Consider the following 26,123-nt stretch of genomic DNA (forward strand, 5'->3'; position numbering starts at 1 on the left):
TATACTTTCAGATAGAGTGAACAAGCGTTCGTAAATGAGGTGAGCAAAAATGCGGTTCTTACATACAGCAGACTGGCATATTGGAAGAAAATTATACGGGTATAATTTAATAGAGGAACAAGAACACGATTTTAAGCAACTTACGAAAATTGCATTGGAGAAGAATGTTGATGCAATTGTAATTGCAGGTGATTTATATGATCGGGCTTTACCTAGTGAGGATTCAGTAAATCGTTTGAATAGAATGATTATGAAATTAAATTTAAGATTACAAAAACCAGTTTTGGCAATTAGTGGCAACCATGATTCAGCAGTTAGATTGAATACAGGTCGAGAATGGTTCAAAGCAACAAAATATTTTTTGAATACGAATCTCAAAGAAGCAATGATACCAATTGAATTTTCAGATACACAGTTTTTTTTATTACCATATTTCCAATTGTTTCAAGCTAGAAATTTTTTTGCAGATGAAACATTAACAGATTTAACTATTGCCATGCAAAAGATAATTAAAGGAATGAAAGAAAATTTTGTTTCAGGGAAAAAGCATGTACTAGTTGCACATTTCTTCGCAGCTGGTAGTATCAAAACCGACTCTGAAACGAAGATTGAAGTAGGAGGACTGAATGCTGTCCCGCTTGACTTGTTCAATGATTTTGATTATGTGGCTCTGGGCCATCTTCATGATGTTAATGCATTACATGCCGAAAGAATTCACTACAGCGGTTCTTTAGCAAAGCTTTCGGTATCAGAGGCAAAAACCAATAAGGGAGTATGGATTGTTGACACGGAACCTTTTCATACTGAATTTGTTACTATAAAACCGCTTAATGAAATTGTTTTGTTACAGGATACTTATGAGAACTTGACTTCACCCAAAGTATATACCAGGGTAGCTAATGAGGATTTTGTGGCGATTACTTTGCTAGATAAGGCAGTTATTCCTAATGTGATAAATAATTTACGGGAATTCTATCCTAAAATAATAAGTTTGAGTCGGAAAGATCAAATAGCGGAACTTCCAACGGATGAAGAAGCAGTACTTGAATTAGATCCAATGACATTGCTAGAAAATTTTTTCGAGGATATGACAGGAGAAAAAATGACAAAACAACAAAAAGAATGGGCAAATAATAGTCTTGAACGTGTGATTGATGGTGATGAAAAATGAAACCGATGCAAATAAAAATGACTAATTTTGGCCCTTATGCAAAACAAGAAATTGATTTTGTACGTTTTACCGAACAGCCTCTCTTTTTAATCAGTGGTAAGACTGGGAGTGGGAAAACAACAATTTTTGATGCGATGTGTTTTGCACTTTTTGGAAGTACTTCTGGTGATGATCGTGAGGCAGAGACAATGCGATCAGGTTTTGCAAAGGAATCTGAGTTGACCGAAGTTGAATTTGTTTTTGAACACCAAAATAAGATTTATCGTATTAAAAGACAACCTAAGCAAGTCATCGTCAAAAAAAGGGGAACAGGGACAAAAATTCAAAATATGACTGTATTGTTAAGCTATCAAAGCGATGATGGGGAGAATATCGAATTAAGTAAGGTAGGAGTTGTTAACAAGTTTATTCAAGAATTAATTCATCTTACTGCTGAGCAATTTACGCAGATAATTATGCTACCTCAAGGAAAATTTAGAAACTTTTTAGACTCAGATAGTAATGAAAAGGAAAAGCTGTTACGTGAATTATTTGCTACCAATTTATTTAAGGATTGGACAGATGAGATTCAAAAACAAGCAAAAAATACACATAGCCAGATTCAAGAAAAACAACAAGAAATTGATGCGTTAAAAAATCAAATTATGGAAATTGATACAGAGATTGATGTATCTAGCTGGTTAAAGGCTGCAAATGAAATAAATGGGATAAATAAGCGGGCTAGAAATACAGCTAAGTTAAAATTAACCGAAATTGAAGAGAAAATTATCGGAGAACAAAATAATTTATTGAAAAGTAAAATTTTATTGCGAGACTTTGAGACATTGGCTGATACTAAGAAAAAAATGATTGAATTTGAAAATGATAATTGGCTTGAAGAAAAAGAGAAATATTTGGCTGAGTTAAAGTGGTATCGCTCAAATGAACAATTAGTTGTGAAACTTGAAGAACAAGAATTAGCTTATACAGAAATACAAGCTAAAATTCAAAAAAATTTAACTGAGAAAAAAGAGGTAGAGGAAAAATTACAGAATAACGAAGAAAAAAATCAAATTTTAGGAATAAGGGAAAAAGAGAATGATCTGTTAATTGAAGAGGTAAGAAGATTAAATGATAAGAAAAATTATGTTAAGCAAGCAGAACAATTAGAAATCGAATTAACAGTTACTGAAAATCAAGAAGAAACATTTAAAAATCAAATAACTGAATTAGAGAAGATATTAATAGTAGGAAGAGAGGAAATTGAGAAACAACAAGAAATCATTAAATCTAATGAAGGAATATCTGAAAAAGAACTAAAATTCCACGAAATAAGAACTAACCTGACTAAGGCTGACGAAGTAATAGAACAAATAAAAAGAAGCACAGCTAGAATTAATAAATTAGAAGAGACTTTAGTAGAGCAAAGAAATAGTTTAGCTGAAAAAAATAGTCAAATCAAAATTGCAAAAAAAAAGCATGAAGATTTGGATAATGCACTAGCAAAAAAACAAATAATTATACTAAGCAGAAAGTTAAAAAAAGGAGAACCTTGTCCATTATGTGGTTCATTAGAACATCCACAAATAATGACATTAGATAAGAATCAAGTTGAGGTAACAGAAGATGATGTCAAAAAGGCAGCTAAAAAACAACAAGACTTGTCGCAAAGTAGTGGTGAGTTAGCAGGGAAAATTGATAGCAATGCAGAAAGAATTACTGAATTAAAGAAAAATGTTGATCAAGAACTAGAAAAATTGAGAAGTCTTTTGGATTTGCGAGAAGATAGTTTTGCAGAGATTCAGAAACTGGTTACTGAATTGAAGTTGAATTTAGATAAGGAGTTTCAAAACTTAGAAAACAGAAAACAGATTATTAAGGACACTCGAGCAGAAGTTGAACGATTAATGCATGAAAAACTAGAAGCCGAAGAAAAAATGGAATTACTGAGAAAAAAAGAACAAATGTTTAAACTTAATATTACGAAGACTGAAACAAAGTTGGCTACTATTCACGCTGAAATACCAGACAATATTTCTTCTATGAAACAGTTGGAGAAAATTATAGTAGATAAGCAGCAAAAAATTACAGCTTTTGAAACCGAAAAGCAAAAAATCTTTAGTGAAATGACTGAACTTAGTAATAACTTAACGATTCTTACTGAGCGACTTAAAGGCCTCAAGAATACGAGTGACTCCTTAGAAATCAAGTTACGGCAAGATACTGAAAAACTTACTAAAGTTATGCACAATCACGATAAAAACTTGACTTTCACTATGATGAAGACGGGAATTAAGGAAATAAAGAAGATTGAAATGGTTGAATCCAAAATTAAAGATTACCGAAATAAAATGTTTGAATTAAAAACGCAAATTACTGATTTAAAAATAAGAACAGAGGGAAAAGTTATTCCAGATATTGCAAAGTTAGATGCCTCTCTTTTACAATTAAAGAAAAATAAGGAAGAAGTTTTTGCAGAATACGAAAAAATTTCACAGAAGCATTCTGAACTATTAAAAGTGAGTCAGGCAGTTAATAAAAGATGGGACGAATATCAAGCAAAACTTAAATTAGATGCTCAGTGGAATGAACTGCTAGAAGTAATTGGTGGAAAGGGCAAGGTAAAATTAGGATTAGAACGATATGTATTACGTAGGTACTTGGAGCGGGTATTGCAAGTGGCTAACATTAAATTACTGAACTTGACAAACGAGAGATACCACTTTGAAATTGATAGAAATAATGGAACGTATGCTACAAATACTGGACTTGAGTTGAATATTTTTGATGCTGATTTAGGTAAATTTAGGAGTGTTAAAACACTTTCTGGTGGTGAAAGTTTCATTGCGGCTTTGTGTTTAGCACTCGCGATGGCAGAAGTTATTCAGAGTATTAACGGAGGAACACAGATTGATGCTTTATTTATTGATGAAGGTTTTGGAGCATTAGATGATGATTCTTTGCAAGTAGCTTTAGAAGCGCTTCAAACTTTAGAAGGAAAAAATCGTTTAATTGGGATAATTAGTCACGTAAGTGCTCTACGTGAACAATTACCAGCTCAGATTAGAATAGAATCTAAAAATGGTCGCAGTGTGGCACATTATATTTTTGATTTTGAAGAGATACCAGCTCATAGATAGACATTTTTTTATTGAAGGTATAATATTATTGTTGAGAATTATTATCATTTATAATTATTGAGGAGTGAACGTGATGGCAACGCAGGGACAAAATACTTTGCTAGTAGCTGCGAACAAGCTAAAAAACAACAAAATAAAAAATACGCCACAAAGACAGGTAATCCTGTCGTATTTAATGACATCACACGACCACCCATCGATTGAGATGATTTTCAAATATGTTAGAAAAAATGGTTTTAGTGTCAGTTTGGCAACAGTATATAATACTTTACAATTATTTGTGGATCATAATTTAATTATTGAGATTGCTGCGGATAGCGGGGGACATATGAGGTATGATTATTTCGAAATACCGCATTACCATGTTATTTGTGTCAATTGTAATAAGATTGTTGATGTTTTTGATGATTCGTATAAAAAGAACGAGAAAATTGCTACAGTTGAGACTGGCTATCAAGTTTTGAACAGTCAGTATGAGGTTTATGGAATTTGTCCAGAGTGTCAAAGGAAAATTAAAGAAAAAGAAGATAAAATATAATTGACACATTGATATGTCTAAGTTATACTTTGTCTATTAAAAAGCGATGAGATAGATAGTAGGAAGATAATCACTGTTTAAGAGACTTGATGGTATTGTGAATCAAGACAAATTATTCTTCCGAATTACACTATTGAGCTTAGCATAGACTCACCTCTTTAGCGGTGTAAGAGCTGGTCACATGTGTGACAACTTGGGTGGTAACGCGGAATTTATTTTCGTCCCTAATACTATTAATAGTATTGGGGACTTTTTTATTTTAGGAGGAAGAATAATGAACATTATTGATGAGTTAACATGGCGCGGAGCAATTAACCAAATGTCGGATGAAGAAGGATTAAGAAAAAAAGTAGAAGAAAAATCAATAGGTGTATATTGTGGTGTTGATCCAACTGGGGATAGTTTGCACATTGGACATCTTATACCTTTTATGATGCTTAAACGGTTTCAGACGGCTGGGCATCGAGCACATATCATAATTGGAGGTGGAACAGGATCAATAGGTGATCCTTCAGGAAGAAATTCTGAAAGAGTTCTGCAAACAATGGAGCAAGTTCATCATAATGAAGAAGCATTGACTGCTCAAATGAAGCACCTTTTTGGTAAAGATAATATAACTGTTGTGAACAACTATGACTGGTTATCAAAAATAGATTTACTGAGTTTCTTGCGGGATTATGGGAAATTATTTAGTATAAATACAATGTTGAATAAAGAAGTAGTTTCAAGTCGCCTAGAGAGTGGAATTTCTTTTACAGAATTTACATACCAGATCCTGCAATCAATTGATTTTCATCATTTATTAAAAGAAAATGACGTTGAACTTCAAATTGGCGGTGCGGATCAATGGGGAAATATTACTTCAGGAATTGACATGATTCATAAAATTGAGGGTTCTGAAACAGAAGCATTTGCATTAACAATTCCGCTGATGTTAAAAGCAGATGGAACTAAATTTGGTAAAACAGCAGGTGGTGCCGTTTGGCTTGATCCGGAGAAAACAACACCATACGAATTTTATCAATTTTGGTTGAACCAAGATGATCGGGATGTAATAAAATATCTGAAATACTTTACTTTTTTAGGAGAAGAAGAGATAAATGAATTGGCACAAAAAGTTGCCAACGAACCTGAAAAACGTGAGGCTCAAAGAAAATTGGCTGAAGAAGTGACAGCTTTTGTACATGGAGATGAAGCGGTAGTTCAGGCAGAACATATTTCTAGAGCATTATTTTCTGGCGATGTTAAGCTGTTAACGGCAGCTGAAATAAAACAAGGTTTTAAAAAAATGCCAACAGTTGAGATTAAAAGCGAAGTAATAAATATTATTGATTTGCTTGTTTCGACACAAATTGAAAAATCGAAACGACAGGCGCGCGAAGATGTTGCAAATGGAGCTATCTATATAAATGGTGAGAGAATTCAGGAACTTGATTATCAAATTAATCCTGCTGATTCATTTGAAGGAAAATTTGTAATTGTTCGTCGTGGGAAAAAGAAATATTTTCTTGCTGAAGTAAAATAAAAAAAGCTTTATTCTGAAAAAAATGTTAAATTCAGAATAAAGCTTTCTTTTTTTGTTGTATTTATTGAAAATTACGAATTATTTTTATTTATACATTGAAATAGTTAAGATATTCAAAAGAGAGTTTTTGAATTATTCTTTATCACTTTATTTTTTGTGAATTTTTTCTTGACGATTTGATTAGGTGAGCGTATAGTAATCAATGTTGTTGCAACAGATTCCTTTTTACTAAAAAAGAAAAAACGAATTAATTGTTGACAGCAATTGAAATGTCGTCTATAATGATATAGACAAACAAATAAATTATAATAATTAGTTTTATGAATTATTATGCATTTTGTTTGTAAGTAGACCTTTGAAAACTGAACAAAGTTTCGACAAATCAAATGTGTAGGGTCTCTTGTTTAGTACAAGAGCAAACATTTGCGAAGTCAATTCGCTAGTAAATAAGTAATTAAAGAGTCACAAACTTTTAAAATGAGAGTTTGATCCTGGCTCAGGACGAACGCTGGCGGCGTGCCTAATACATGCAAGTCGAACGCAAAACTTTCACCGAATGCTTGCATTCACGAAAGTTTTGAGTGGCGAACGGGTGAGTAACACGTGGGTAACCTGCCCAGAAGAGGGGGATAACACTTGGAAACAGGTGCTAATACCGCATAATAACAAAAACCGCATGGTTTTTGTTTGAAAGATGGTTTTGCTATCACTTCTGGATGGACCCGCGGCGTATTAGCTAGTTGGTAAGGTAAAGGCTTACCAAGGCAATGATACGTAGCCGAACTGAGAGGTTGATCGGCCACATTGGGACTGAGACACGGCCCAAACTCCTACGGGAGGCAGCAGTAGGGAATCTTCCACAATGGACGAAAGTCTGATGGAGCAACGCCGCGTGAGTGAAGAAGGTTTTCGGATCGTAAAACTCTGTTGTTAGAGAAGAACGTGTGTGAGAGTAACTGCTCATGCAGTGACGGTATCTAACCAGAAAGCCACGGCTAACTACGTGCCAGCAGCCGCGGTAATACGTAGGTGGCAAGCGTTGTCCGGATTTATTGGGCGTAAAGGGAACGCAGGCGGTTTTTTAAGTCTGATGTGAAAGCCTTCGGCTTAACCGAAGTCATGCATTGGAAACTGAAAGACTTGAGTGCAGAAGAGGAGAGTGGAACTCCATGTGTAGCGGTGAAATGCGTAGATATATGGAAGAACACCAGTGGCGAAAGCGGCTCTCTGGTCTGTAACTGACGCTGAGGTTCGAAAGTGTGGGTAGCAAACAGGATTAGATACCCTGGTAGTCCACACCGTAAACGATGAATGCTAAGTGTTGGAGGGTTTCCGCCCTTCGGTGCTGCAGCTAACGCATTAAGCATTCCGCCTGGGGAGTACGACCGCAAGGTTGAAACTCAAAGGAATTGACGGGGGCCCGCACAAGCGGTGGAGCATGTGGTTTAATTCGAAGCAACGCGAAGAACCTTACCAGGTCTTGACATCTTCTGACAACCTAAGAGATTAGGTGTTCCCTTCGGGGACAGAATGACAGGTGGTGCATGGTTGTCGTCAGCTCGTGTCGTGAGATGTTGGGTTAAGTCCCGCAACGAGCGCAACCCTTATTACTAGTTGCCAGCATTTAGTTGGGCACTCTAGTGAGACTGCCGGTGACAAACCGGAGGAAGGTGGGGATGACGTCAAATCATCATGCCCCTTATGACCTGGGCTACACACGTGCTACAATGGACGGTACAACGAGTCGCGAAACCGCGAGGTTTAGCTAATCTCTTAAAGCCGTTCTCAGTTCGGATTGTAGGCTGCAACTCGCCTACATGAAGTCGGAATCGCTAGTAATCGCGGATCAGCATGCCGCGGTGAATACGTTCCCGGGCCTTGTACACACCGCCCGTCACACCATGAGAGTTTGTAACACCCAAAGCCGGTGAGGTAACCATTTATGGAGCCAGCCGTCTAAGGTGGGACAGATGATTGGGGTGAAGTCGTAACAAGGTAGCCGTAGGAGAACCTGCGGCTGGATCACCTCCTTTCTAAGGATATAACGGAAACCTACACACGATTGTTGAAACTTTGTTTAGTTTTGAGAGGTCTACTCTCAATTTGTTCTTTGAAAACTAGATAATATTTTTCTAAAATAATTAACAAACCGAGAACACCACGTTTTAAAGAGTTTAAAACAAGAAAAATCTTGAACGCTAAACTCATAACCGCTTTACCGTAGGTAAAGATAGGTTAAGTTATTAAGGGCGCATGGTGAATGCCTTGGCACTAGGAGCCGATGAAGGACGGGACTAACTCCGATATGCTCCGGGGAGCTGTAAGTAAGCTATGATCCGGAGATTTCCGAATGGGGAAACCCAATAGTTTTTATCGACTATTACTACTGGTTGAATACATAGACCAGTTAGAGGAAGACGCAGGGAACTGAAACATCTAAGTACCTGCAGGAAGAGAAAGAAAAATCGATTCCCTAAGTAGCGGCGAGCGAACGGGGAACAGCCCAAACCAAGAAGCTTGCTTTTTGGGGTTGTAGGACTGAATATTTGAGTTACCAAAGAATGTTATAATCGAATGATTTGGGAAGATCAGCGAAAAAAGGTGAAAGCCCTGTAGATGAAATGACATTCTCTCAATTCAGTATCCTGAGTACGGCGGAACACGTGAAATTCCGTCGGAATCCGGGAGGACCATCTCCCAAGGCTAAATACTCCCTAGTGACCGATAGTGAACCAGTACCGTGAGGGAAAGGTGAAAAGCACCCCGGAAGGGGAGTGAAATAGTTCCTGAAACCATGTGCCTACAAGTAGTTAGAGCCCGTTAATGGGTGATAGCGTGCCTTTTGTAGAATGAACCGGCGAGTTACGTTTGCATGCAAGGTTAAGTCGGAAATGACGGAGCCGTAGCGAAAGCGAGTCTGAATAGGGCGTATCAGTATGTAGACGTAGACCCGAAACCAAGTGACCTACCCATGTCCAGGTTGAAGGTGCGGTAAAACGCACTGGAGGACCGAACTCATGTATGTTGAAAAATGCTGAGATGAGGTGTGGGTAGCGGAGAAATTCCAAACGAACTTGGAGATAGCTGGTTCTCTCCGAAATAGCTTTAGGGCTAGCCTCGGAAAGAAAGGATCGTGGAGGTAGAGCACTGTTTGGACTAGGGGCCCATCTAGGGTTACTGAATTCAGATAAACTCCGAATGCCATCGATCTATATCCGGGAGTCAGACTGCGAGTGATAAGATCCGTAGTCGAAAGGGAAACAGCCCAGACCACCAATTAAGGTCCCTAAATATATGTTAAGTGGAAAAGGATGTGGAGTTGCATAGACAACTAGGATGTTGGCTCAGAAGCAGCCACCATTTAAAGAGTGCGTAATAGCTCACTAGTCGAGTGACCCTGCGCCGAAAATGTACCGGGGCTAAACATATTACCGAAATTGTGGATGCAACCGTAAGGTTGCGTGGTAGGAGAGCGTTCTAAGGGCGAAGAAGCTAGACCGGAAGGACTGGTGGAGCGCTTAGAAGTGAGAATGCCGGTATGAGTAGCGAAAGACAGGTGAGAATCCTGTCCACCGAATGACTAAGGTTTCCTGGGGAAGGCTCGTCCTCCCAGGGTTAGTCGGGACCTAAGCTGAGGCCGAGAGGCGTAGGCGATGGATAACAGGTAGAGATTCCTGTACTAGTTATTATTGTTTGAACGATGGAGGGACGCAGGAGGCTAAGTATGCACACTGATGGATATGTGTGTCCAAGCAACGAGTTTGTAAGTGAGTCAAATGCTTACTTATAAGGACGAGTTGTGATGGGAAGCGAAATTATAGTAGCGAAGATACTGATGTCACACTGCCGAGAAAAGCTTCTAGTTAGATAATAACTACCCGTACCGCAAACCGACACAGGTAGTCGAGGAGAGAATCCTAAGGTGAGCGAGAGAACTCTCGTTAAGGAACTCGGCAAAATGACCCCGTAACTTCGGGAGAAGGGGTGCTGAACGCAAGTTCAGCCGCAGTGAATAGGCCCAAACGACTGTTTATCAAAAACACAGGTTTCTGCAAAATCGTAAGATGACGTATAGGGGCTGACGCCTGCCCGGTGCTGGAAGGTTAAGAGGATGGGTTAGCTTCGGCGAAGCTCAGAATTGAAGCCCCAGTAAACGGCGGCCGTAACTATAACGGTCCTAAGGTAGCGAAATTCCTTGTCGGGTAAGTTCCGACCCGCACGAAAGGCGTAACGATTTGGGCACTGTCTCAACGAGAGACTCGGTGAAATTATATTACCCGTGAAGATGCGGGTTACCCGCGACAGGACGGAAAGACCCCATGGAGCTTTACTGTAGCTTGATATTGGGTGTTTGTACAACTTGTACAGGATAGGTAGGAGCCATAGAAATCGGGACGCTAGTCTCGATGGAGGCATTGGTGGGATACTACCCTCGTTGTATGAACACTCTAACCCTCACCAATAAACGTGGTGGGAGACAGTGTCAGGTGGGCAGTTTGACTGGGGCGGTCGCCTCCTAAAAGGTAACGGAGGCGCCCAAAGGTTCCCTCAGAATGGTTGGAAATCATTCGCAGAGTGTAAAGGCACAAGGGAGCTTGACTGCGAGACCTACAAGTCGAGCAGGGACGAAAGTCGGGCTTAGTGATCCGGTGGTTCCGCATGGAAGGGCCATCGCTCAACGGATAAAAGCTACCCTGGGGATAACAGGCTTATCTCCCCCAAGAGTCCACATCGACGGGGAGGTTTGGCACCTCGATGTCGGCTCATCGCATCCTGGGGCTGTAGTCGGTCCCAAGGGTTGGGCTGTTCGCCCATTAAAGCGGTACGCGAGCTGGGTTCAGAACGTCGTGAGACAGTTCGGTCCCTATCCGTCGCGGGCGTAGGAAATTTGAGAGGATCTGTCCTTAGTACGAGAGGACCGGGATGGACACACCGCTGGTGTACCAGTTGTTCCGCCAGGAGCATCGCTGGGTAGCTATGTGTGGATGAGATAAACGCTGAAAGCATCTAAGTGCGAAACTTACCTCGAGATAAGATTTCCCATTCCTTCGGGAAGTAAGACCCCTGAGAGAAGATCAGGTAGATAGGTTGGAAGTGGAAGTACAGTGATGTATGGAGCGGACCAAAACTAATCGGTCGAGGACTTAACCAAAGAAAGAAATGCGGACGGTAGTTGATTAAGGAAGAGAAATATTAGCTAGTTTTGAGAGAACAAAGTTTTCTCAAGCAAAAGAGTGCGGTGATGATGGCAAGAAGGATACACCTGTTCCCATGTCGAACACAGAAGTTAAGCTTCTTAGCGCCGATAGTAGTTGGGGGATCGCCCCCTGCGAGGATAGGTCGTTGCCGTGCAAAGTAAAAAGAACTAGGTTGAAAGAATAATTTCAATCTAGTTCTTTTTACTTTGTGTAATTCAGAAATTAATGTGATCAAAATTACAAAAGTTCTTCGGTTAATTTATTTTTGCAACGGTTAACTGCACGATTAACCTTACTTTGAGATTCGTTAAGTAAAATTGCAATTATTTCGGGAGATTGATGTTTAAAATAGAGTAGTGAAAAAACATGGTATTCAAAGTCTGAAAGTAAGTATGGTAGCTGATTAATAGCTTCATTAATGATAATCGTATTTTCAGGTGAAATATGAGAAATTGCAGAGTTTGAATAATATTCACCTTGGGTTTCCAAAATATTTTCAAAGGATTCAGCAAAGCGATCTGCTTTACGTTTTGTAGCGCTTTCTTTACGCAAAATACTGCAAAAGCAATTTAGCAAACTTTGTTGATAAAATTTGCCGAATGTAATTTTTCCTTCGATATTGTAAGCTAAAACTGCTTGATAACAAACAATTCGTGCTTCCTGAAGTAAATCATCTATTTCATAAAACCTAAAATGATAACGGTTAATTGAGCTTAAAACAAGTGGACGATATTGGAAAAATAATTCTTGAAAATCTGCGTCACTATTAGCATTTCTAATATTTAGAATTTGTTGAATTATTTTGTCATTGCTTAAAGAATTTATCATTTATTAACGCCGCCATTCTTTTGATATATTTATTATTTAATAATATCAGGGTAAGCGTTAACAAAATGAGAAGTCCTTCTCAAAACAGAAAATAAATTTTCTAAAAAGTTAGCTATACAAATTTATGCAAAAAAAACTACATCTGATAATTAAACCAGTGTAGTCTTCTACGAATCTATAATATATAAGCCACTTACCGGATTTGAACCGGTGACCCCCACCTTACCATGGTGGTGCTCTACCTGCTGAGCTAAAGTGGCAACAAATACCAACTCAAATAGTATATTATATTGGGTTGATAAATGCAATACTCAAGTATATAAACGAGTAGGGAAATACAATATTAGGATGTTTATTAAAGTTACAACAGTATCAATAATCATTTTTGTTTAAATTTAATATTTTGTTCAATAGTAAAAAGTTCACTGGGAATAGCAGTTATTAAATTTGAAACATCTCCCGTACTAACCAAAACTAAATCATGCATTGCTCGTGAGCAAATTGTGTAAAGAATACCTCGAGTATCCTCAGAAAAACTATTTTGTGAAACCTCAAAAGCAATTACTGCATCAAATTCAAGCCCTTTTGCTAGGTAGATGGGTAAAAGGACTAATCCTGTTGGTAGGGAACGGTCACTATTGGTGATGAGCGTAGGAGCATCTTTAGATTTAAATGACCTTAACAATTTTTGACAAGTTTTAAAGTCTTTTGTAATGATAGCGACTGTCTCATTTTTATTTAGAAGTGCTTGTGTTTCTAATAAGAGTTTTGAGATAATGTCCGTTTCGTTATCATTGGTCAATACAAGTTTTGGCAGTGGACCTGAGCGTGTAAATGCTTGTATTTTTTCACCATCAGGCAGTAGAGCCTTCATGAATGAAGTGATTTCAAAAGTTGAACGATAGCTTTTATTTAGTTCAATCATTCTAGTTTTTTTAGGATTGATTGTTTGCTTAAGTGCTGTCATCAGGAATTGTGGTTCCTGAATTTCATGGAATAAGGCTTGTTCACTATCTCCCAGGAGAGTAAGGTGTGCAGTTGGAAAAGCTGTGTGTAAATAATATATCTGAGCAAGTGAATAATCTTGCATCTCATCTATAAAAAGATGTTGAATTGAATGATTCTGCCCCTCACCTGTTAGCTGGTCACGTAAGTATAAAGCAGGTGCACAGTCTTCAAGGCGAATGCGGTGATATTCTAATTCATTATTGAAATTTATGACGTCATCAGGCAATATCTTCCCCAAAAAATCGCTATATTGCCGATATATGTCTATGAAATAATTATTATAAATTGCTTCGTAGATAGGTTCAAATTTAGTACTGACAATTTTATTGCTAATGTAAGAAATCTCAGCTTCGATATCTTCAAAACGCCCACGTTTATAATCACCCAAAAGCGAATGATATTCTTCTTCTGTAAGAGCATCAATTTTTTTGAGAACCCAAGGAGCAGTCAACTCATCTTTGATTTTCCTCTTTAATTCTTTGATAAGTACATTTTTAAGCTCAAAATGACGTAAATGATGTGGTTGAGCTAACGGGAGTTTATCATACAATGATCTGATTTCAGAATTAGAAAAAATAACTTGATCAACGAGAATTAAATCATTAAAGAAGAGTTGAGAATTATCTAAGTTTTCCACGTATTCTTTGACTTTATGCATAAAAGTAGAATCTTCTTTAATAAGATTAGCACTGTTAATTGCGGAAGAGTCTTTTTGCTCGAATTTATCGAAAAGTGTTTCAACTGTTAAGCCTTCAAAGCGTTGTGCAAAGAATTCAGTAAGTGTTACTTGCCGCATATTTCGTTCACCCAAACTAGGAAGAACTTCAGAAATATAATGACTAAATAATAAGTTGGGTGAAAACAAAACAATTTGTTCTGCGTTTAAATCAGAACGGCTATGATATAAAAGAAATGCAATACGTTGTAAAATTGCTGAAGTTTTGCCACTGCCAGCAACCCCTTGAACAATTAACAGATCATGTGTTGTATCACGAATTATATCATTTTGTTCCTTTTGAATAGTGGCAACGATATTTTTCATGTACTCATCACTTTGGGCACCTAGCATTTCTTGTAGAAGTTCATCACCAACTGTTTCATTTGTGTCAAACATATTGGTAATTTTTCCATCTTTAATTCTAAATTGTCTCTTTTTTAAGAGTTGAGCCTCTTGTTTTCCCATTGGTGTTGTATAGCTAACAGTTCCGAGTGTACCGTTATAATAAATACTAGAAATGGGAGCTCGCCAATCATAGATTAAGAAGTTCCCTTGTTCGTCATTGAATGAAGAAGTTCCAATATAGAGAACCTCAGGAGAAGTTTCACCATTTTCATGGATATCTATCCGTCCAAAATATGGAGAATTTTTCAAGTTAGACAAAAGCTGAATTTGTCTCTTTAAAATTTTCTCGGTTTCCACATTTTTTGCGACCAATTGTTTTTGTTGTTGAACTTCAGCATTGGTTTCCATTTGATCATCAACTTCAAAAGTATTAATCTTAGCGTTTTGGACATAGTTTTTTTCGACTGATGATCGTTCAGTTCGTGCTTTGTAATATTCATGTTGAGCCTTTTGAAATGCATTTTTAATTTTATCAACGATTGTATTAACTCTTTCTTGTTCGGAATTTCTTTCTTTATCCAATAGAATCTCCTTTGTTGTTCTTTAGTAAGAAATAATGTTATCACAAAGTAGACAAGACAACAACGTAAGAAGCTTTGACTTTAGTAAAGACTTTGCGGTAAAATGAAATTGTTCGATGATCAGGTTAGTAGTTTGAAATTAACAGAGATGCATTGTAAGGCTGAAAAGTGCAAAATCAAACGAATTGGACTGAGAGAATATAAATTAATATTTTTTATTTAATGAGAGGCAGTCAATACTGCAAGATAGGTGGCACCGCGCTTAATTACGTCCTATTGCTATTTTTTTAGCAATGGGATTTTTTTATTTTGAAAGGGGTAAATTAACAATGAAAAAGACAATTTTAACTGGAGATCGACCAACAGGTAAACTGCATATTGGACACTACATTGGATCATTGAAGAATCGTGTTAAACTACAAAATACAGGAGACTATCAGACATTTATTATGATTGCGGATCAGCAGGCACTTACAGACAATGCTCGCGATCCGGAAAAAATACGCAAGTCATTAATTGAAGTAGCGCTTGATTACTTAGCTGTTGGCATTGATCCAGAAAAATCAACTATTTTTATTCAATCACAAATTCCTGCTTTAGCTGAACTAACAACCTACTACCTTAACTTAGTAACGGTTTCTCGTTTGGAACGTAACCCTACTGTAAAAGCAGAAATTCAACAGAAAAATTTTGAACGGTCTATTCCAGCTGGCTTCTTTGTTTATCCTGTAAGTCAAGCAGCTGATATTACCGCTTTTAAAGCTGATCTGGTACCAGTAGGCGATGATCAAGAACCGATGATTGAACAGGCACGTGAGATTGTTAGAAGCTTTAATACAATTTATGGCCAAGAGATCCTAGTTGAACCAGAAGGTGTTTTCCCTGAAAAAGGTGCAGGTAGATTACCTGGATTAGATGGTAATGCAAAGATGAGTAAGTCATTGAATAATTGTATCTATCTTTCAGATGATGCAGATACTCTAAAGAAGAAAGTTATGTCAATGTATACTGATCCTAATCATATTCATGTGGAGGATCCGGGTAAGATTGAAGGAAACATGGTATTCACATATTTAGATGTCTTTGATGAAGATAAGGAAAAGGTTGCACAATTGAAGCAGGAGTATCAAGCTGGCGGATTGGGAGATGTCAAGATAAAGCGTTACTTGAATGAAGTTCTTGAAGCAAAGTTAAAACCGATAAGAGAAAGACGTGCGGAATTTGCCAAAGATATCCCTGCTGTGTATGATATCTTAAAAGAAGGCAGTGCCCGTGCCAATGCGGTTGCAGAACAAACATTAAGTGAAGTTAGGGCAGCAATTGGTGTTAACTATTTCAAGTGATGCTGATGAATGAGAAATAAAGCTGGAGGGGATTTGATTGAAGAATTTAGTTGTTCTTGATTTTGGTTCTAATTCAGTTCGGTTATCAATTAATAAAATAAAAAATGATAGCGATCATAGATTTACTGAGGTGAAGAGGTTAAAGGAAACGACAAGGCTTGCTGAGGGAATGGGAAACATAGGTCAGAAGAAATTATCCGCGGGGGCTATTAAGAGAACCATTCAGGCAATTAAGTATTTTAAACGAATCTATCAAACCTATCCCGATTATCAGGTCCTATCAATTGCAACTGCAGCAGTTCGTGAAGCAAGCAATAGTCAAGAATTTATTGATGAAGTTTTAGCATTGACTGGTTCACGTATTCGTGTCCTGTCGGGAAGTGATGAGGCTTATTATGACTATTTAGGTGTTGTTTCAACCTTGCCGATTAGAGATTTCTTGCTTGTAGATATGGGCGGGGGTAGTGTGGAAATTGCTATTGTAAGTGAACGAGAGTTAGTGCAATCTGTTAGTCTGCCTTATGGTGCAGTGAGCTTAAGTGAGCAATTCTGTCAAAATGGTTCATTAACTGAAGAAAACCTGGAATCATTTAAGCAATTCAGCAGTAAACTATTTGATGGTTTAAGATGGTTAAATGAGGCAAAGGGTTTACCTGTTGTTTTATTAGGGGGATGTAATAGAACCGTCGCTCGAATTAAAAGAGCCCAGGAAGGATTTTTTAACTTAGATGCTATTCATGGTTATGAGTTGAAAATTGCTGATTTTAAGAAAATTTATTATGATTTGTTAGAATTCTCTACTAAGGAACGTCTGAACATCAAAGGAATGGAAGGATCACGTGCAGATATAATACTCGGTGGAATGACTCCCTTAGATGTATTGATTGAACGTTTGAATAGTAAAAAAATAATTTTTTCTGAGAGCGGGGTACGTGAAGGCCTGCTGTACGAGATGGTCAGTAAGAATAAAATATAATTCAATTTCACGTACATGCATTTTAGTTACTTCAGCTAAAGATAAGCTAGTGACTTATTTTGGACTAACTGATGAAAAGCATAAGATAGATGAGTAAGTAAAATAGGAGCTATTTCTAAGACTTAAATTAACTTCTTTATTGAATTTGTATAAAGGGGCTGTGCCATAAGTCCCTAAGTGAAAGAGCTTCACCAGAGAAAGTAATGATTTTTCGGCTCTTTGTCAACCGCTGTTGATGGGAAATTTTTAAAAGAAAATCAATTCATTTTCGAATTGGTTTTCTTTTTTTTATTCGAATCGTAAATTCAATTCTAATCCGGGTGTAAAAATGTGACCAGTTTCTATAGCCGTATGCCGTGCGTTTAATTTGTTTGATTTTGCGATTAACACCTTCTAGTGGGCCATTTGAATAGTTGCTTGCCATCATGTTTTTAATTAATGGTAGATATTTGCGATAGGTCTTTATTGTAGTTTCAAGCTGTGGGCTGACTTTGTCAGCTCGATTTAGTGTTTTAATGAACTTTAAATAATCACGCTTTCTTAAGGCATCAACTAGGGAATGCGCAACGAAGTAAGTGTGTTGGTAGGTTGAATCTAACTCAAGACCTTGCCAGACTAATTGTTCTTGGGTGAACCAGTTCTTTAAATGCGCAAACCATTGTGGTTTACGTTGATTTAAGCCAGAATAAGTTTTTAAAAATAAACGCCAGTGATGTTTGAGAACTCGATATTCTCGTGAATTTTGAGTGAATCGATGCATTAACTGTACGCGTGTCTGGTTCAGTGCTTGGAGTCCCATTTGAACTAGATGAAAGTTATCGGCGATAACTTTTGCTTCTGGAAAAATTATGTGAATTACGGATTGATACTGTGCATTGAAATCAATAACTACTTGTTTAACTTTCCTACGTTCAGCTAAGGAATAGTTACTTTCAAAGTGATTTTGGATACTTCGATTAAGGCGATTAGGTAAAACAGAAACTAGCCGATGTGTATCACCATCAATGGCAATAAAACTCATCTGATGACCAGTGGAGCGAAATTCATCAAAACACAACGTAGTTGGTAAGGTAAGCAAGGCGGTCTTAGTCTGAATCGCTAATGAATCAAGTACTCGATTAACTGCCACTGGTGAAACATTTAATTCCTCTGCAATATCAGTAATACTACGATCTTTAGTAAGCTGTAGAATAATCATCTGTTTGGTATCTTCTGAGATTTGACAGTGTGGTTTAACTAGCGACGTTTCAGCACTAAAAGTATGTTGCCCTCTTTTGCACAGATAACGTTGTTTAAGCAGTTTTAAGATAACTGGTCGTTCTTTGATAGGTGGCATCCTGACGTTGATCAAATTAGTTCCAAAACGGACTACTTGGGATTGGCCACAAAGTGGACAGCGCTTTATCGAATAAGTTAATTTGGCATGAATGACTTGTTTCTTGGGATCAGAATTGTCAATACTGATACATTTAATATTTGGGTCTTGGATTTGAAGTATATTTTCGATAGAATAGTCTTGGGACATGTTTTCTCACTTGCCTTTACTTTTACTTTGGTTGGTATGTGGTGGTGCATTTGGGAACTTGTCCTTTTATTGTACATGAAAATTGGGTGTTGATGGAAGTTCATCAACACCCAATATTTTAGAGCCGATTTTTCTGGTGAAGCTCTTTTGGTATAATTAAAAATAAAAAAGCACTGGTTGGAGCCAGTACTTTCAAAAACAATACCCCTATAGAAAGGATAATCAAAATGTACAATAATTATAACATAAATCAGACTGTACTTAGTATTAAAACTGACTGGGAGCCAAAAGAAAATCATCCTGCACGGATGATTAATCAAATAGTTGAAGACCTTAAAATTAATGATCCTTACATCTTTGGACGACCGCGTAAGTATGATCTGCGTGTACTTTTAAAATTAATTTTGTTTGCGTACACAAAAGGTATCTTTAGTAGTCGCCGTATTAATACCTTGGCAGAGGAGAATTTGGCAGCCCGTTGGCTGACACAAGAACAGGTTCCAGCCTACCGAACAATTTGTCGTTTTAGAATTTCAGATGAAGTTGAGAGCTTGATTAATCAATGTATTCTAAAACTAACCAAATATCTGAAACAAAACAATTTTATTGATGAAGTTACTTTTATTGACGGGACTAAAATTTTAGCTGATGCCAATAAATATAGTTTTGTTTGGCGTAAGAATACGATTCGTTTTGACAAGCTTAATCGCTCTGCGATTATAACCCTTCTGGAAGAATTAAATGACGCTAAGTTTAAGTGTCAGCTCCCAGCAGAGACAGATCTTACTTTAGAAATGCTTGATGAAATTACCTTGCGGTTAGAAAATGACTTGAAAGATTTGAATAAAAAGATTGAAAAAGAACATATCTCTCCAAACCCAGACAAGTCAAGGCGTCGAAAACTAAAATCTTTAAAACGAAAACTTAAGTTACGGCAAACTAAATTATTAGCTCATAAAATACAAACCAGAATTTATGGTAAAAGAAATAGTTATTCAAAAACAGATCATGATGCAACTTTCATGCGTGTTAAGGAAGATCCAATGCTCAACGGACAGCTAAAACCGGCTTATAATCTACAAATCGCCACAAGTAAACAATTTGTAACTGCCTTCGGCATTTTTCAAAATCCAGGAGATACCAAAACATTAATTCCTTTTTTACAGCAACAAAAAGCAGCTGGAACTTTAGGTAAGTATATTGTGGCTGATGCAGGATACGGTTCAGAATCAAATTATCGATATCTCGAAGATGAATTACCTGAACATACAGCGTTAATTCCATATGGGACAATGTTAAAAGAAAATAGTCGCAAATGGAAAAGTGATGACCGTAAGGTCATGAATTGGGCGTATCATCCTAAAGACGATTATTTTATTGATCTGCAGGGAGTTAGATTTAGTTTTTATGCTTACCGTAAGCGCAAAGATAAGTACGGATTTGTACGTGAATTTAAAGAGTATCAGGCAAACAAATACGATAACGATTTTAAAATTGATCACCGAGCATTCACTAAAAACGGAAATCCTCGTAAAATAAGTATTAATAGCGCATGGGAGTATTTCAAAGCTAAGGAACGCAAGTTGCTTTCAAATCACCAAACTGGTTCAATTTACGGACAACGTAAAATAGATGTTGAATCAGTTTTTGGTGGATTGAAGGCTTGTTTGGGTTTTAAAAAATTTTCGGTTAGAGGTCTTGAGAAGGTAAAAAGGGAAGCTGGAATTGCCTTGATGGCAATGAATATTAGAAAATTGGTGGCGAAAGGCACCAATTATAACTGTTTTATAAACCAAAAGAAGAGATTAGTGAAAATCAAAGAACGATTTTCACTAATCTCTTCTATTTTGAAGGACTTATGGCACAGCCCCTTTATATTAAAGTAGCTCTCGCTGAATAGAGGCTGTACCACAAGTTAACCTTTGTTTTTCTTATTTCAGATAAAAATATTCTGTAAACTAAAATTCTGTGCTAAACACCTTGTCTTCGTTATTGTTTTGTATAATCTTGTCCTAGAATGTTAAAGGATAGCTTTGCAAGAATTTGTGAGTTCTGGAGTGAAATCAAAGTTTTTTTAATGTTTGTATTTTTATTAAAATAGATGTAATAAGACTGAGCTGAAATGGGTGGATTAGTTTGATTTGTTTTTAGGTTTTCTAAGTAATCAATATTTTGGGATGCCAAATTGCTATAATCTAGTGTGCTTATAACTGCAGCCCTGGTCTTCTTAGATATAACAGAAGCAACTGCATTAGCAGCTGAGGGCTCATGTACGAGGCGAAGTTTAATATCAGAAAGAGTCAGACTTTCAGGATAATCAAGATTGCTAACAATCGCTATCTTTGCTGTTGTTACCGAAAGATTTGATAGCCCTTTATCTTTAAGCGATACCAGTTCATTAGGAATATAAAGGTATGCAAGTGAGTTCTTGAGTTCTTGATTATTCAACATTTTTTTATGTAGGCCAATAATTATAGAATATTTTTGCATGTCTTGTACTGTTGTTGTGGTAGATATTGTGTGAAATGTCACTCTTTTATTAAGCTTTTTTCCAATTGCAGTCCCCATTTTTTTGTTAAAGATTGATATTTTTTTGTTTTCACCAGAATTGGTAACAAGGGCAATCTTTAATTTTTCTTGAGTGTTAGGTTGGGTGATATGGAAATGAAATCCCCAAAAAAGTAAGAAGAGTAGACAGATAAAAAAGCTAATTATAATTGCAGAAATAGACATTTTTTTGTGCATAATAAAAAAGTTACTCCTTTGTGGTGTTGATAGATATTATTATATAATGAAAGAGTAGTTTTTGTGCAAAATATTAGGATAAAGGGAGATTGGGAATGCAAAATTATGGAAAATTTTATCAAAAGCCGTGGGAAGAACGAATAAATCTTATCAAGAAAAATGAAAAACTAACAGAAAAACAGATACAGATCTTGGAAACTGCTGCTCAAAATAAGACTCTAGGCAATACAATGATAGAAAATTACATAACGGATTATAGTTATCCTGAGGGAATTGCATTTCATTATTTAATAAACAACAAGGACTACATAGTGCCAATGGTCACAGAAGAACCCTCGGTGGTAGCAGCGAGTAGTCATGGAGCATCAATTATTGCAAAAGCAGGTGGCTTTTTTGCAAGTACCAGTGAGCGATTAATGATTGGACAAATTATTGTAGAAAATGTTGAAGATACAGAAAACTTAACTAAGAAAATCCAGAAGATAGGTAAGGAACTCTTGTTAGTAGCCGACCAAGCACATCCATCTCTTAAGCGGCGAGGTGGTGGGACACGATGGTTGAAAACACGAATACTTGCAGCAGATTTAGTGACAATTGATATTGCAATTGATGTCCAAGAGGCAATGGGAGCTAACATGATTAACACAATGTTAGAAGCCGTTGCGAAGAAATTAGAGGAGCTGTTAAATCAGCAAGTGCTAATGTCAATCTTATCGAATTATGCAACTGAGTGTGTCGCACGGGCAACTTGTGAGATCCCGGTTGAACTATTAGCTAAAAAGGGAATTTCAGGAGAAAATATTGCTAAAAAAATTTCTCAAGCCAGTCGCGTAGCACAATTAGATCCTTATAGGGCGGTAACTCACAATAAAGGGATCATGAATGGAGTAGATGCGGTTGTAATGGCAAGTGGAAATGATTGGCGAGCAATTGAGAGTGGAGCACATGCATACGCGGCTAGAAATGGGCAATACAGAGGATTAAGTACTTGGAAATTGAATAACAATTGTTTGATTGGGGAATTAGAATTACCCTTGCCTGTGGGCTTTGTAGGCGGTTCAATTGGTATTATACCCTTGGTTAAGGTAAATCAAGACTTATTGAAGATTACAAGTGCTCAAGAACTTGAATGCGTTATTGTTTCAGTAGGATTAGCACAGAACTTAGCCGCTTTATTAGCTTTAGTTTCAGAAGGAATTCAAAAAGGACATATGAGATTACAGCTCAAATCACTTGTGATTGCAGCCGGAGCTGATGCAATAGAAGAACAGACAGTAGTTGACAAAATGTTGCAGGCGGGTAAACGCGATCTTGAAAGTGCGAAAAAAATATTAAAAGAAATTCGAAAGAGGGATAAAAATGCAGGAAGTTAATTTGAATGAGCAGACAAAAGAATTGTTAAAAAAGGCGAGAATTGGATTTCCAAATGAAATCAAGATTATCTATAAGGATGAAAAAGCTGGCTTTATCAGACATGATCAAGCACAACAATATTTGAGTGGCGGAAAATTAATAATAGAAGTAGATGATGTCACTTGTCCAGATTACACGCTTACACACGAATTGTTGCATCTACTTGTTAGAATTAACAATATACCAGAGATTATTTTTAATTTGACTACTAAAAATCAGAACTTGGATAACAATTTTCTAGCAACAGGATTTGAATTGTACAATTCAATTTTACATTTTGACATATATAATATGCAGCAAGAGATGGGACTTTTCTCTGAAAAAATTCAGGAATTGTATTTAAAGGGGATTAGGGAGACACTGAAACCTGAATCAACGACTGGAATAGATGATGTGATGGTTTTAAGAATAGTACAGTTATTTGATGCACTCGTCTTTTTTGGAAAGGATAATCAAAAGATTGTGACTATCTTTGAGCAAGATTATCCACGTGCATATCATGCTGCAAAGAAATTATTTGAAGCAGCAACTAAAAAAGATTTAGTAGGAGTGCAGGGCATTCATCGTGCAGTAGTGCGGGTATTTACGCAATTTGATGAATGTCTAGATGAACTTGGGTTGATGGGGATGAATTTACGTGAATTTGTTACTTTGACACCCGTAATCAGCGAACGACAGTTAAAATTAGAAGTCCGTCAAGTTTTCAATCTTAAGAATTCGCAGATGTATGATGTTTACCAAGATAAGGCTGCATATATTGGCTTAGGAATATATAATGGGCAAAATTCGTTTGTAATTACTCCTCCAGCAACAAATTCAGATGAGTTTTTTAAAGATTTATATGGAATGAGAGTAGCAAACTTCTTTGATAAATTTGAAATTCCATATCTCAAACGTTAATTTTTAATTTTTTCAAATCGATATCATAAAATATGATATACTTGCAATAATTAACAATTAATTTAAATTGGAAAAATGAGGCATAAATACCGTAGGATTGTACGAAAGGACTTGAATTAATGGACACAAGGGAAAGTTTTTATATTACAACACCAATTTACTATCCATCAGGTAAGTTACATATTGGTAATTCTTATACAACAATTGCATGTGATGTGATGGCAAGATACAAGAGATTACAAGATTACGATGTGTTCTTCTTAACAGGAACTGATGAACATGGACTTAAAATAGAGCAAAAAGCTGAAGAACTTAAAGTTACACCTAAAGCATACGTTGATGAGATGGCTGCACAAATCAAAAAACTTTGGAAGTTACTTGAAATTTCAAATGATAAATTCATTCGAACAACCGATGATTATCATGAATTAGCAATTCAAAAGATTTTTATGAAATTATTGAAAAAAGGTGATATTTACTTAGGCGAGTACGTTGGGTGGTATTCAGTTTCTGATGAGGAATATTTTACTGAATCTCAATTAGCAGAAGTTTATCATGATGAAGCAGGAAATGTGATTGGTGGTAAGGCACCATCTGGGCATGAAGTTGAACTTGTCAAAGAAGCATGTTATTTTTTCAAGATGAGCAAATATGCTGAGCGTTTAGTAAATTATTATGATGAACATCCTGATTTTATTATTCCAGTTTCTCGTAAAAATGAAATGTTGAATAACTTTATCAAACCAGGGCTGGAAGATTTGGCAATTACGCGAACAACATTTAACTGGGGAGTAAAAGTGCCTAGTGATCCAGAACATGTTGTTTATGTTTGGATTGATGCATTGTGTAACTATATTACTGCACTTGGTTATGGAACTGATAATCAAGAGTTATTTAATAAATTTTGGCCAGCGGATATACATATGGTAGGTAAAGAAATAGTGCGTTTCCATACAATCTATTGGCCTATTATTTTGATGGCGCTTGACTTACCGTTACCAAAACATGTAATTGGTCACGGCTGGTTATTAATGAAAGATGGTAAGATGTCTAAGTCTAAGGGAAATGTTGTTTATCCAGAAATGTTAGTTGAACGATATGGCCTAGATGCACTACGCTATTATTTGATGCGTGCTGTACCGTTTGGTAATGATGGAGTGTTTACCCCAGAAGACTTTGTGAATAAAATCAATTTTGATTTGGCAAATGATCTAGGAAACTTATTGAATAGAACAGTTGCGATGATTAACAAATATGTGGATGGAAAGATACCTGATTTGAAATCTAATGTTACTTCTTTCGATGAGGACTTGGAAAAAGTTGCAGCACAAGCTATTACAAATTATCAAAAAGAAATGGATGAAGTTCATTTTTCAAATGCGCTTGCGGAAGCATGGGTACTGGTTAGTCGTACTAATAAGTATATCGATGAGACAGAGCCATGGAGCCTAGCAAAAGATCAGGCACGTAAGAATGAATTAGATAGTGTCTTAGCTCATTTGGCTGCTAGCTTGAGAGTCATCGCTATTTTATTACAACCAGTGCTAACACACGCTCCAAAAGAAATTTTTACTCAACTTGGATTAGCACATAGTAATATGGGAATCAAAGATATTTCTTATAATGATTTACCACGCGGTGCCCAAGTTGTTAAGAAGGCAACACCAATTTTTCCACGTTTAGAGGTTGAAGAAGAGGTTTCTTATATTCAATCTAAAATGACCAAGAATGAAAAGGCCAAAGGGAGAAAAGCAATGGCAGAAGCTGCGAAACAAAAGAATGAAGAGAGTGCTAATTCTGTAGAAGAGGCTGAACTAAATTTAACAAAAAAGGAAATCCGATTTGATAAATTTGACAAGGTTGAGCTCAAGTCAGCAGAAATTTTGGCGGTCTCGCATGTTGAAGGTGCAGACAAATTGCTTAAATTCAGTCTAGATGCGGGTGATAAAGCACCTAGACAAATTCTTTCGGGAATCGCTAAATGGTATCCAAACCCAGAGGAATTAGTGGGTAAGAAAGTTATAATTGTTGCTAACCTTCAACCACGCAAGATGCGTGGAGAGTTGAGTCAAGGAATGTTATTATCTGCCGAATACGGCGATAAAGTTGAACTTTTAACGGTTTCTGAAGCAATTCCTAATGGTTCATTAATTGGCTAGAAATGACAGTGAAGTCTTTTTCGCAATTTTT

General features: G+C 36.7%; 14 protein-coding genes, 1 tRNA gene, 3 rRNA genes and 1 other annotated feature. Of the genes, 13 read left to right on the plus strand and 5 right to left on the minus strand.

Annotated elements, in window-relative coordinates; all coding sequences use genetic code 11:
* The first annotated feature begins 49 nt into the window (after positions 1 to 49).
* The 7 genes from G6O70_RS04870 (at position 50) to rrf (ending at position 11,705) form a co-directional block, all read left to right on the plus strand.
* On the plus strand, positions 50 to 1,171 hold the full coding sequence (locus tag G6O70_RS04870) for an exonuclease SbcCD subunit D (RefSeq protein ID WP_057868591.1): 1,122 nt from the start codon (positions 50 to 52) through the stop codon (positions 1,169 to 1,171).
* Positions 1,168 to 4,290 (plus strand): AAA family ATPase, encoded by a 3,123-nt coding sequence (locus tag G6O70_RS04875; protein ID WP_057868590.1) that lies wholly within the window; start codon positions 1,168 to 1,170, stop codon positions 4,288 to 4,290. The genes G6O70_RS04870 and G6O70_RS04875 overlap by 4 nt, the downstream gene beginning before the upstream one ends.
* A 73-nt stretch (positions 4,291 to 4,363) precedes the next feature.
* Positions 4,364 to 4,828, plus strand: coding sequence for a Fur family transcriptional regulator (locus G6O70_RS04880; RefSeq protein WP_057868589.1), 465 nt, complete (start codon positions 4,364 to 4,366; stop codon positions 4,826 to 4,828).
* A 37-nt stretch (positions 4,829 to 4,865) separates the two neighbouring features.
* Positions 4,866 to 5,057 (plus strand) — a binding site (T-box leader).
* A 45-nt stretch (positions 5,058 to 5,102) separates the two neighbouring features.
* Positions 5,103 to 6,353, plus strand: a complete 1,251-nt coding sequence (tyrS, locus tag G6O70_RS04885) for a tyrosine--tRNA ligase (RefSeq protein ID WP_057868588.1) — start codon at positions 5,103 to 5,105, stop codon at positions 6,351 to 6,353.
* Between the two features lie 473 nt (positions 6,354 to 6,826).
* Positions 6,827 to 8,386, plus strand: a 16S ribosomal RNA gene (locus G6O70_RS04890).
* 200 nt (positions 8,387 to 8,586) lie between these two features.
* Positions 8,587 to 11,505: ribosomal RNA gene (locus G6O70_RS04895) — 23S ribosomal RNA — on the plus strand.
* Positions 11,506 to 11,588: 83 nt separating this feature from the next.
* Positions 11,589 to 11,705: ribosomal RNA gene (gene rrf, locus G6O70_RS04900) — 5S ribosomal RNA — on the plus strand.
* The 16S, 23S and 5S rRNA genes sit together here, the layout of an rRNA operon.
* A gap of 83 nt (positions 11,706 to 11,788) precedes the next feature.
* Here the strand turns inward: rrf and G6O70_RS04905 are convergent.
* From G6O70_RS04905 to helD, 3 genes are all read right to left on the minus strand, one after another.
* Positions 11,789 to 12,379 (minus strand): sigma-70 family RNA polymerase sigma factor, encoded by a 591-nt coding sequence (locus G6O70_RS04905; protein ID WP_057870422.1) that lies wholly within the window; start codon positions 12,377 to 12,379, stop codon positions 11,789 to 11,791.
* A 187-nt stretch (positions 12,380 to 12,566) separates the two neighbouring features.
* A tRNA-Thr gene (locus G6O70_RS04910) sits at positions 12,567 to 12,639 on the minus strand.
* A 119-nt stretch (positions 12,640 to 12,758) separates the two neighbouring features.
* The gene (gene helD, locus G6O70_RS04915; protein WP_057870423.1) at positions 12,759 to 15,032 is read right to left on the minus strand and encodes an RNA polymerase recycling motor HelD; all 2,274 of its coding nucleotides are present in this window, start codon (positions 15,030 to 15,032) and stop codon (positions 12,759 to 12,761) included.
* Positions 15,033 to 15,360: 328 nt separating this feature from the next.
* Here helD and trpS point away from each other — a divergent pair, with 328 nt between their 5' ends.
* Both trpS and G6O70_RS04925 read left to right on the plus strand, forming a co-directional pair.
* Entirely contained in the window at positions 15,361 to 16,374 is a 1,014-nt protein-coding gene (gene trpS, locus G6O70_RS04920) for a tryptophan--tRNA ligase (RefSeq protein ID WP_057870424.1), read from the plus strand.
* 37 nt (positions 16,375 to 16,411) lie between these two features.
* Positions 16,412 to 17,350 carry a Ppx/GppA phosphatase family protein gene (locus tag G6O70_RS04925; RefSeq protein WP_057870425.1) on the plus strand — a complete coding sequence of 313 codons (939 nt, stop codon included), beginning with the start codon at positions 16,412 to 16,414 and terminating at the stop codon, positions 17,348 to 17,350.
* 262 nt (positions 17,351 to 17,612) lie between these two features.
* On the opposite strand, the gene G6O70_RS04930 is transcribed toward G6O70_RS04925, so the two are convergent.
* Complete coding sequence (locus G6O70_RS04930; protein ID WP_219934280.1) at positions 17,613 to 18,875, minus strand: ISL3 family transposase; 1,263 nt, start codon at positions 18,873 to 18,875, stop codon at positions 17,613 to 17,615.
* A 227-nt stretch (positions 18,876 to 19,102) separates the two neighbouring features.
* Between G6O70_RS04930 and G6O70_RS04935 the strand changes: the two genes are divergently transcribed.
* Positions 19,103 to 20,761, plus strand: a complete 1,659-nt coding sequence (locus G6O70_RS04935; RefSeq protein ID WP_219934302.1) for an IS1182 family transposase — start codon at positions 19,103 to 19,105, stop codon at positions 20,759 to 20,761.
* Between the two features lie 103 nt (positions 20,762 to 20,864).
* Here G6O70_RS04935 and G6O70_RS04940 read toward each other — a convergent pair whose 3' ends face one another.
* Positions 20,865 to 21,620, minus strand: coding sequence for a hypothetical protein (locus tag G6O70_RS04940; RefSeq protein WP_057869740.1), 756 nt, complete (start codon positions 21,618 to 21,620; stop codon positions 20,865 to 20,867).
* A gap of 95 nt (positions 21,621 to 21,715) precedes the next feature.
* Between G6O70_RS04940 and G6O70_RS04945 the strand changes: the two genes are divergently transcribed.
* The 3 genes from G6O70_RS04945 to metG all read left to right on the plus strand — a co-directional run bounded on the left by G6O70_RS04945 (position 21,716) and on the right by metG (position 26,092).
* Positions 21,716 to 22,993 (plus strand): hydroxymethylglutaryl-CoA reductase, degradative, encoded by a 1,278-nt coding sequence (locus G6O70_RS04945; RefSeq protein ID WP_057869741.1) that lies wholly within the window; start codon positions 21,716 to 21,718, stop codon positions 22,991 to 22,993.
* A complete protein-coding gene (locus G6O70_RS04950; protein WP_057869742.1) occupies positions 22,980 to 23,933 on the plus strand; it encodes a hypothetical protein in 954 nt (317 codons plus the stop codon). The genes G6O70_RS04945 and G6O70_RS04950 overlap by 14 nt, the downstream gene beginning before the upstream one ends.
* Positions 23,934 to 24,052: 119 nt before the next feature.
* Complete coding sequence (gene metG / locus G6O70_RS04955; protein WP_057869743.1) at positions 24,053 to 26,092, plus strand: methionine--tRNA ligase; 2,040 nt, start codon at positions 24,053 to 24,055, stop codon at positions 26,090 to 26,092.
* The last annotated feature ends 31 nt before the right edge of the window (positions 26,093 to 26,123 follow it).

This window comes from Liquorilactobacillus hordei DSM 19519, assembly GCF_019443985.1.
GTDB classification, from domain to species: domain Bacteria; phylum Bacillota; class Bacilli; order Lactobacillales; family Lactobacillaceae; genus Liquorilactobacillus; species Liquorilactobacillus hordei.

Bases quoted from the DNA above. Each gene is read 5' to 3' on its own strand.
- metG (WP_057869743.1), top strand. From the start codon at position 24,053: ATGGACACAAGGGAAAGTTTTTATATTACAACACCAATTTACTATCCA.
- G6O70_RS04905 (WP_057870422.1), bottom strand. From the start codon at position 12,379: ATGATAAATTCTTTAAGCAATGACAAAATAATTCAACAAATTCTAAAT.
- G6O70_RS04875 (WP_057868590.1), top strand. From the start codon at position 1,168: ATGAAACCGATGCAAATAAAAATGACTAATTTTGGCCCTTATGCAAAA.
- G6O70_RS04945 (WP_057869741.1), top strand. From the start codon at position 21,716: ATGCAAAATTATGGAAAATTTTATCAAAAGCCGTGGGAAGAACGAATA.
- G6O70_RS04950 (WP_057869742.1), top strand. From the start codon at position 22,980: ATGCAGGAAGTTAATTTGAATGAGCAGACAAAAGAATTGTTAAAAAAG.
- G6O70_RS04880 (WP_057868589.1), top strand. From the start codon at position 4,364: ATGGCAACGCAGGGACAAAATACTTTGCTAGTAGCTGCGAACAAGCTA.
- G6O70_RS04870 (WP_057868591.1), top strand. From the start codon at position 50: ATGCGGTTCTTACATACAGCAGACTGGCATATTGGAAGAAAATTATAC.
- G6O70_RS04940 (WP_057869740.1), bottom strand. From the start codon at position 21,620: ATGCACAAAAAAATGTCTATTTCTGCAATTATAATTAGCTTTTTTATC.
- trpS (WP_057870424.1), top strand. From the start codon at position 15,361: ATGAAAAAGACAATTTTAACTGGAGATCGACCAACAGGTAAACTGCAT.
- G6O70_RS04930 (WP_219934280.1), bottom strand. From the start codon at position 18,875: ATGTCCCAAGACTATTCTATCGAAAATATACTTCAAATCCAAGACCCA.
- G6O70_RS04935 (WP_219934302.1), top strand. From the start codon at position 19,103: ATGTACAATAATTATAACATAAATCAGACTGTACTTAGTATTAAAACT.
- tyrS (WP_057868588.1), top strand. From the start codon at position 5,103: ATGAACATTATTGATGAGTTAACATGGCGCGGAGCAATTAACCAAATG.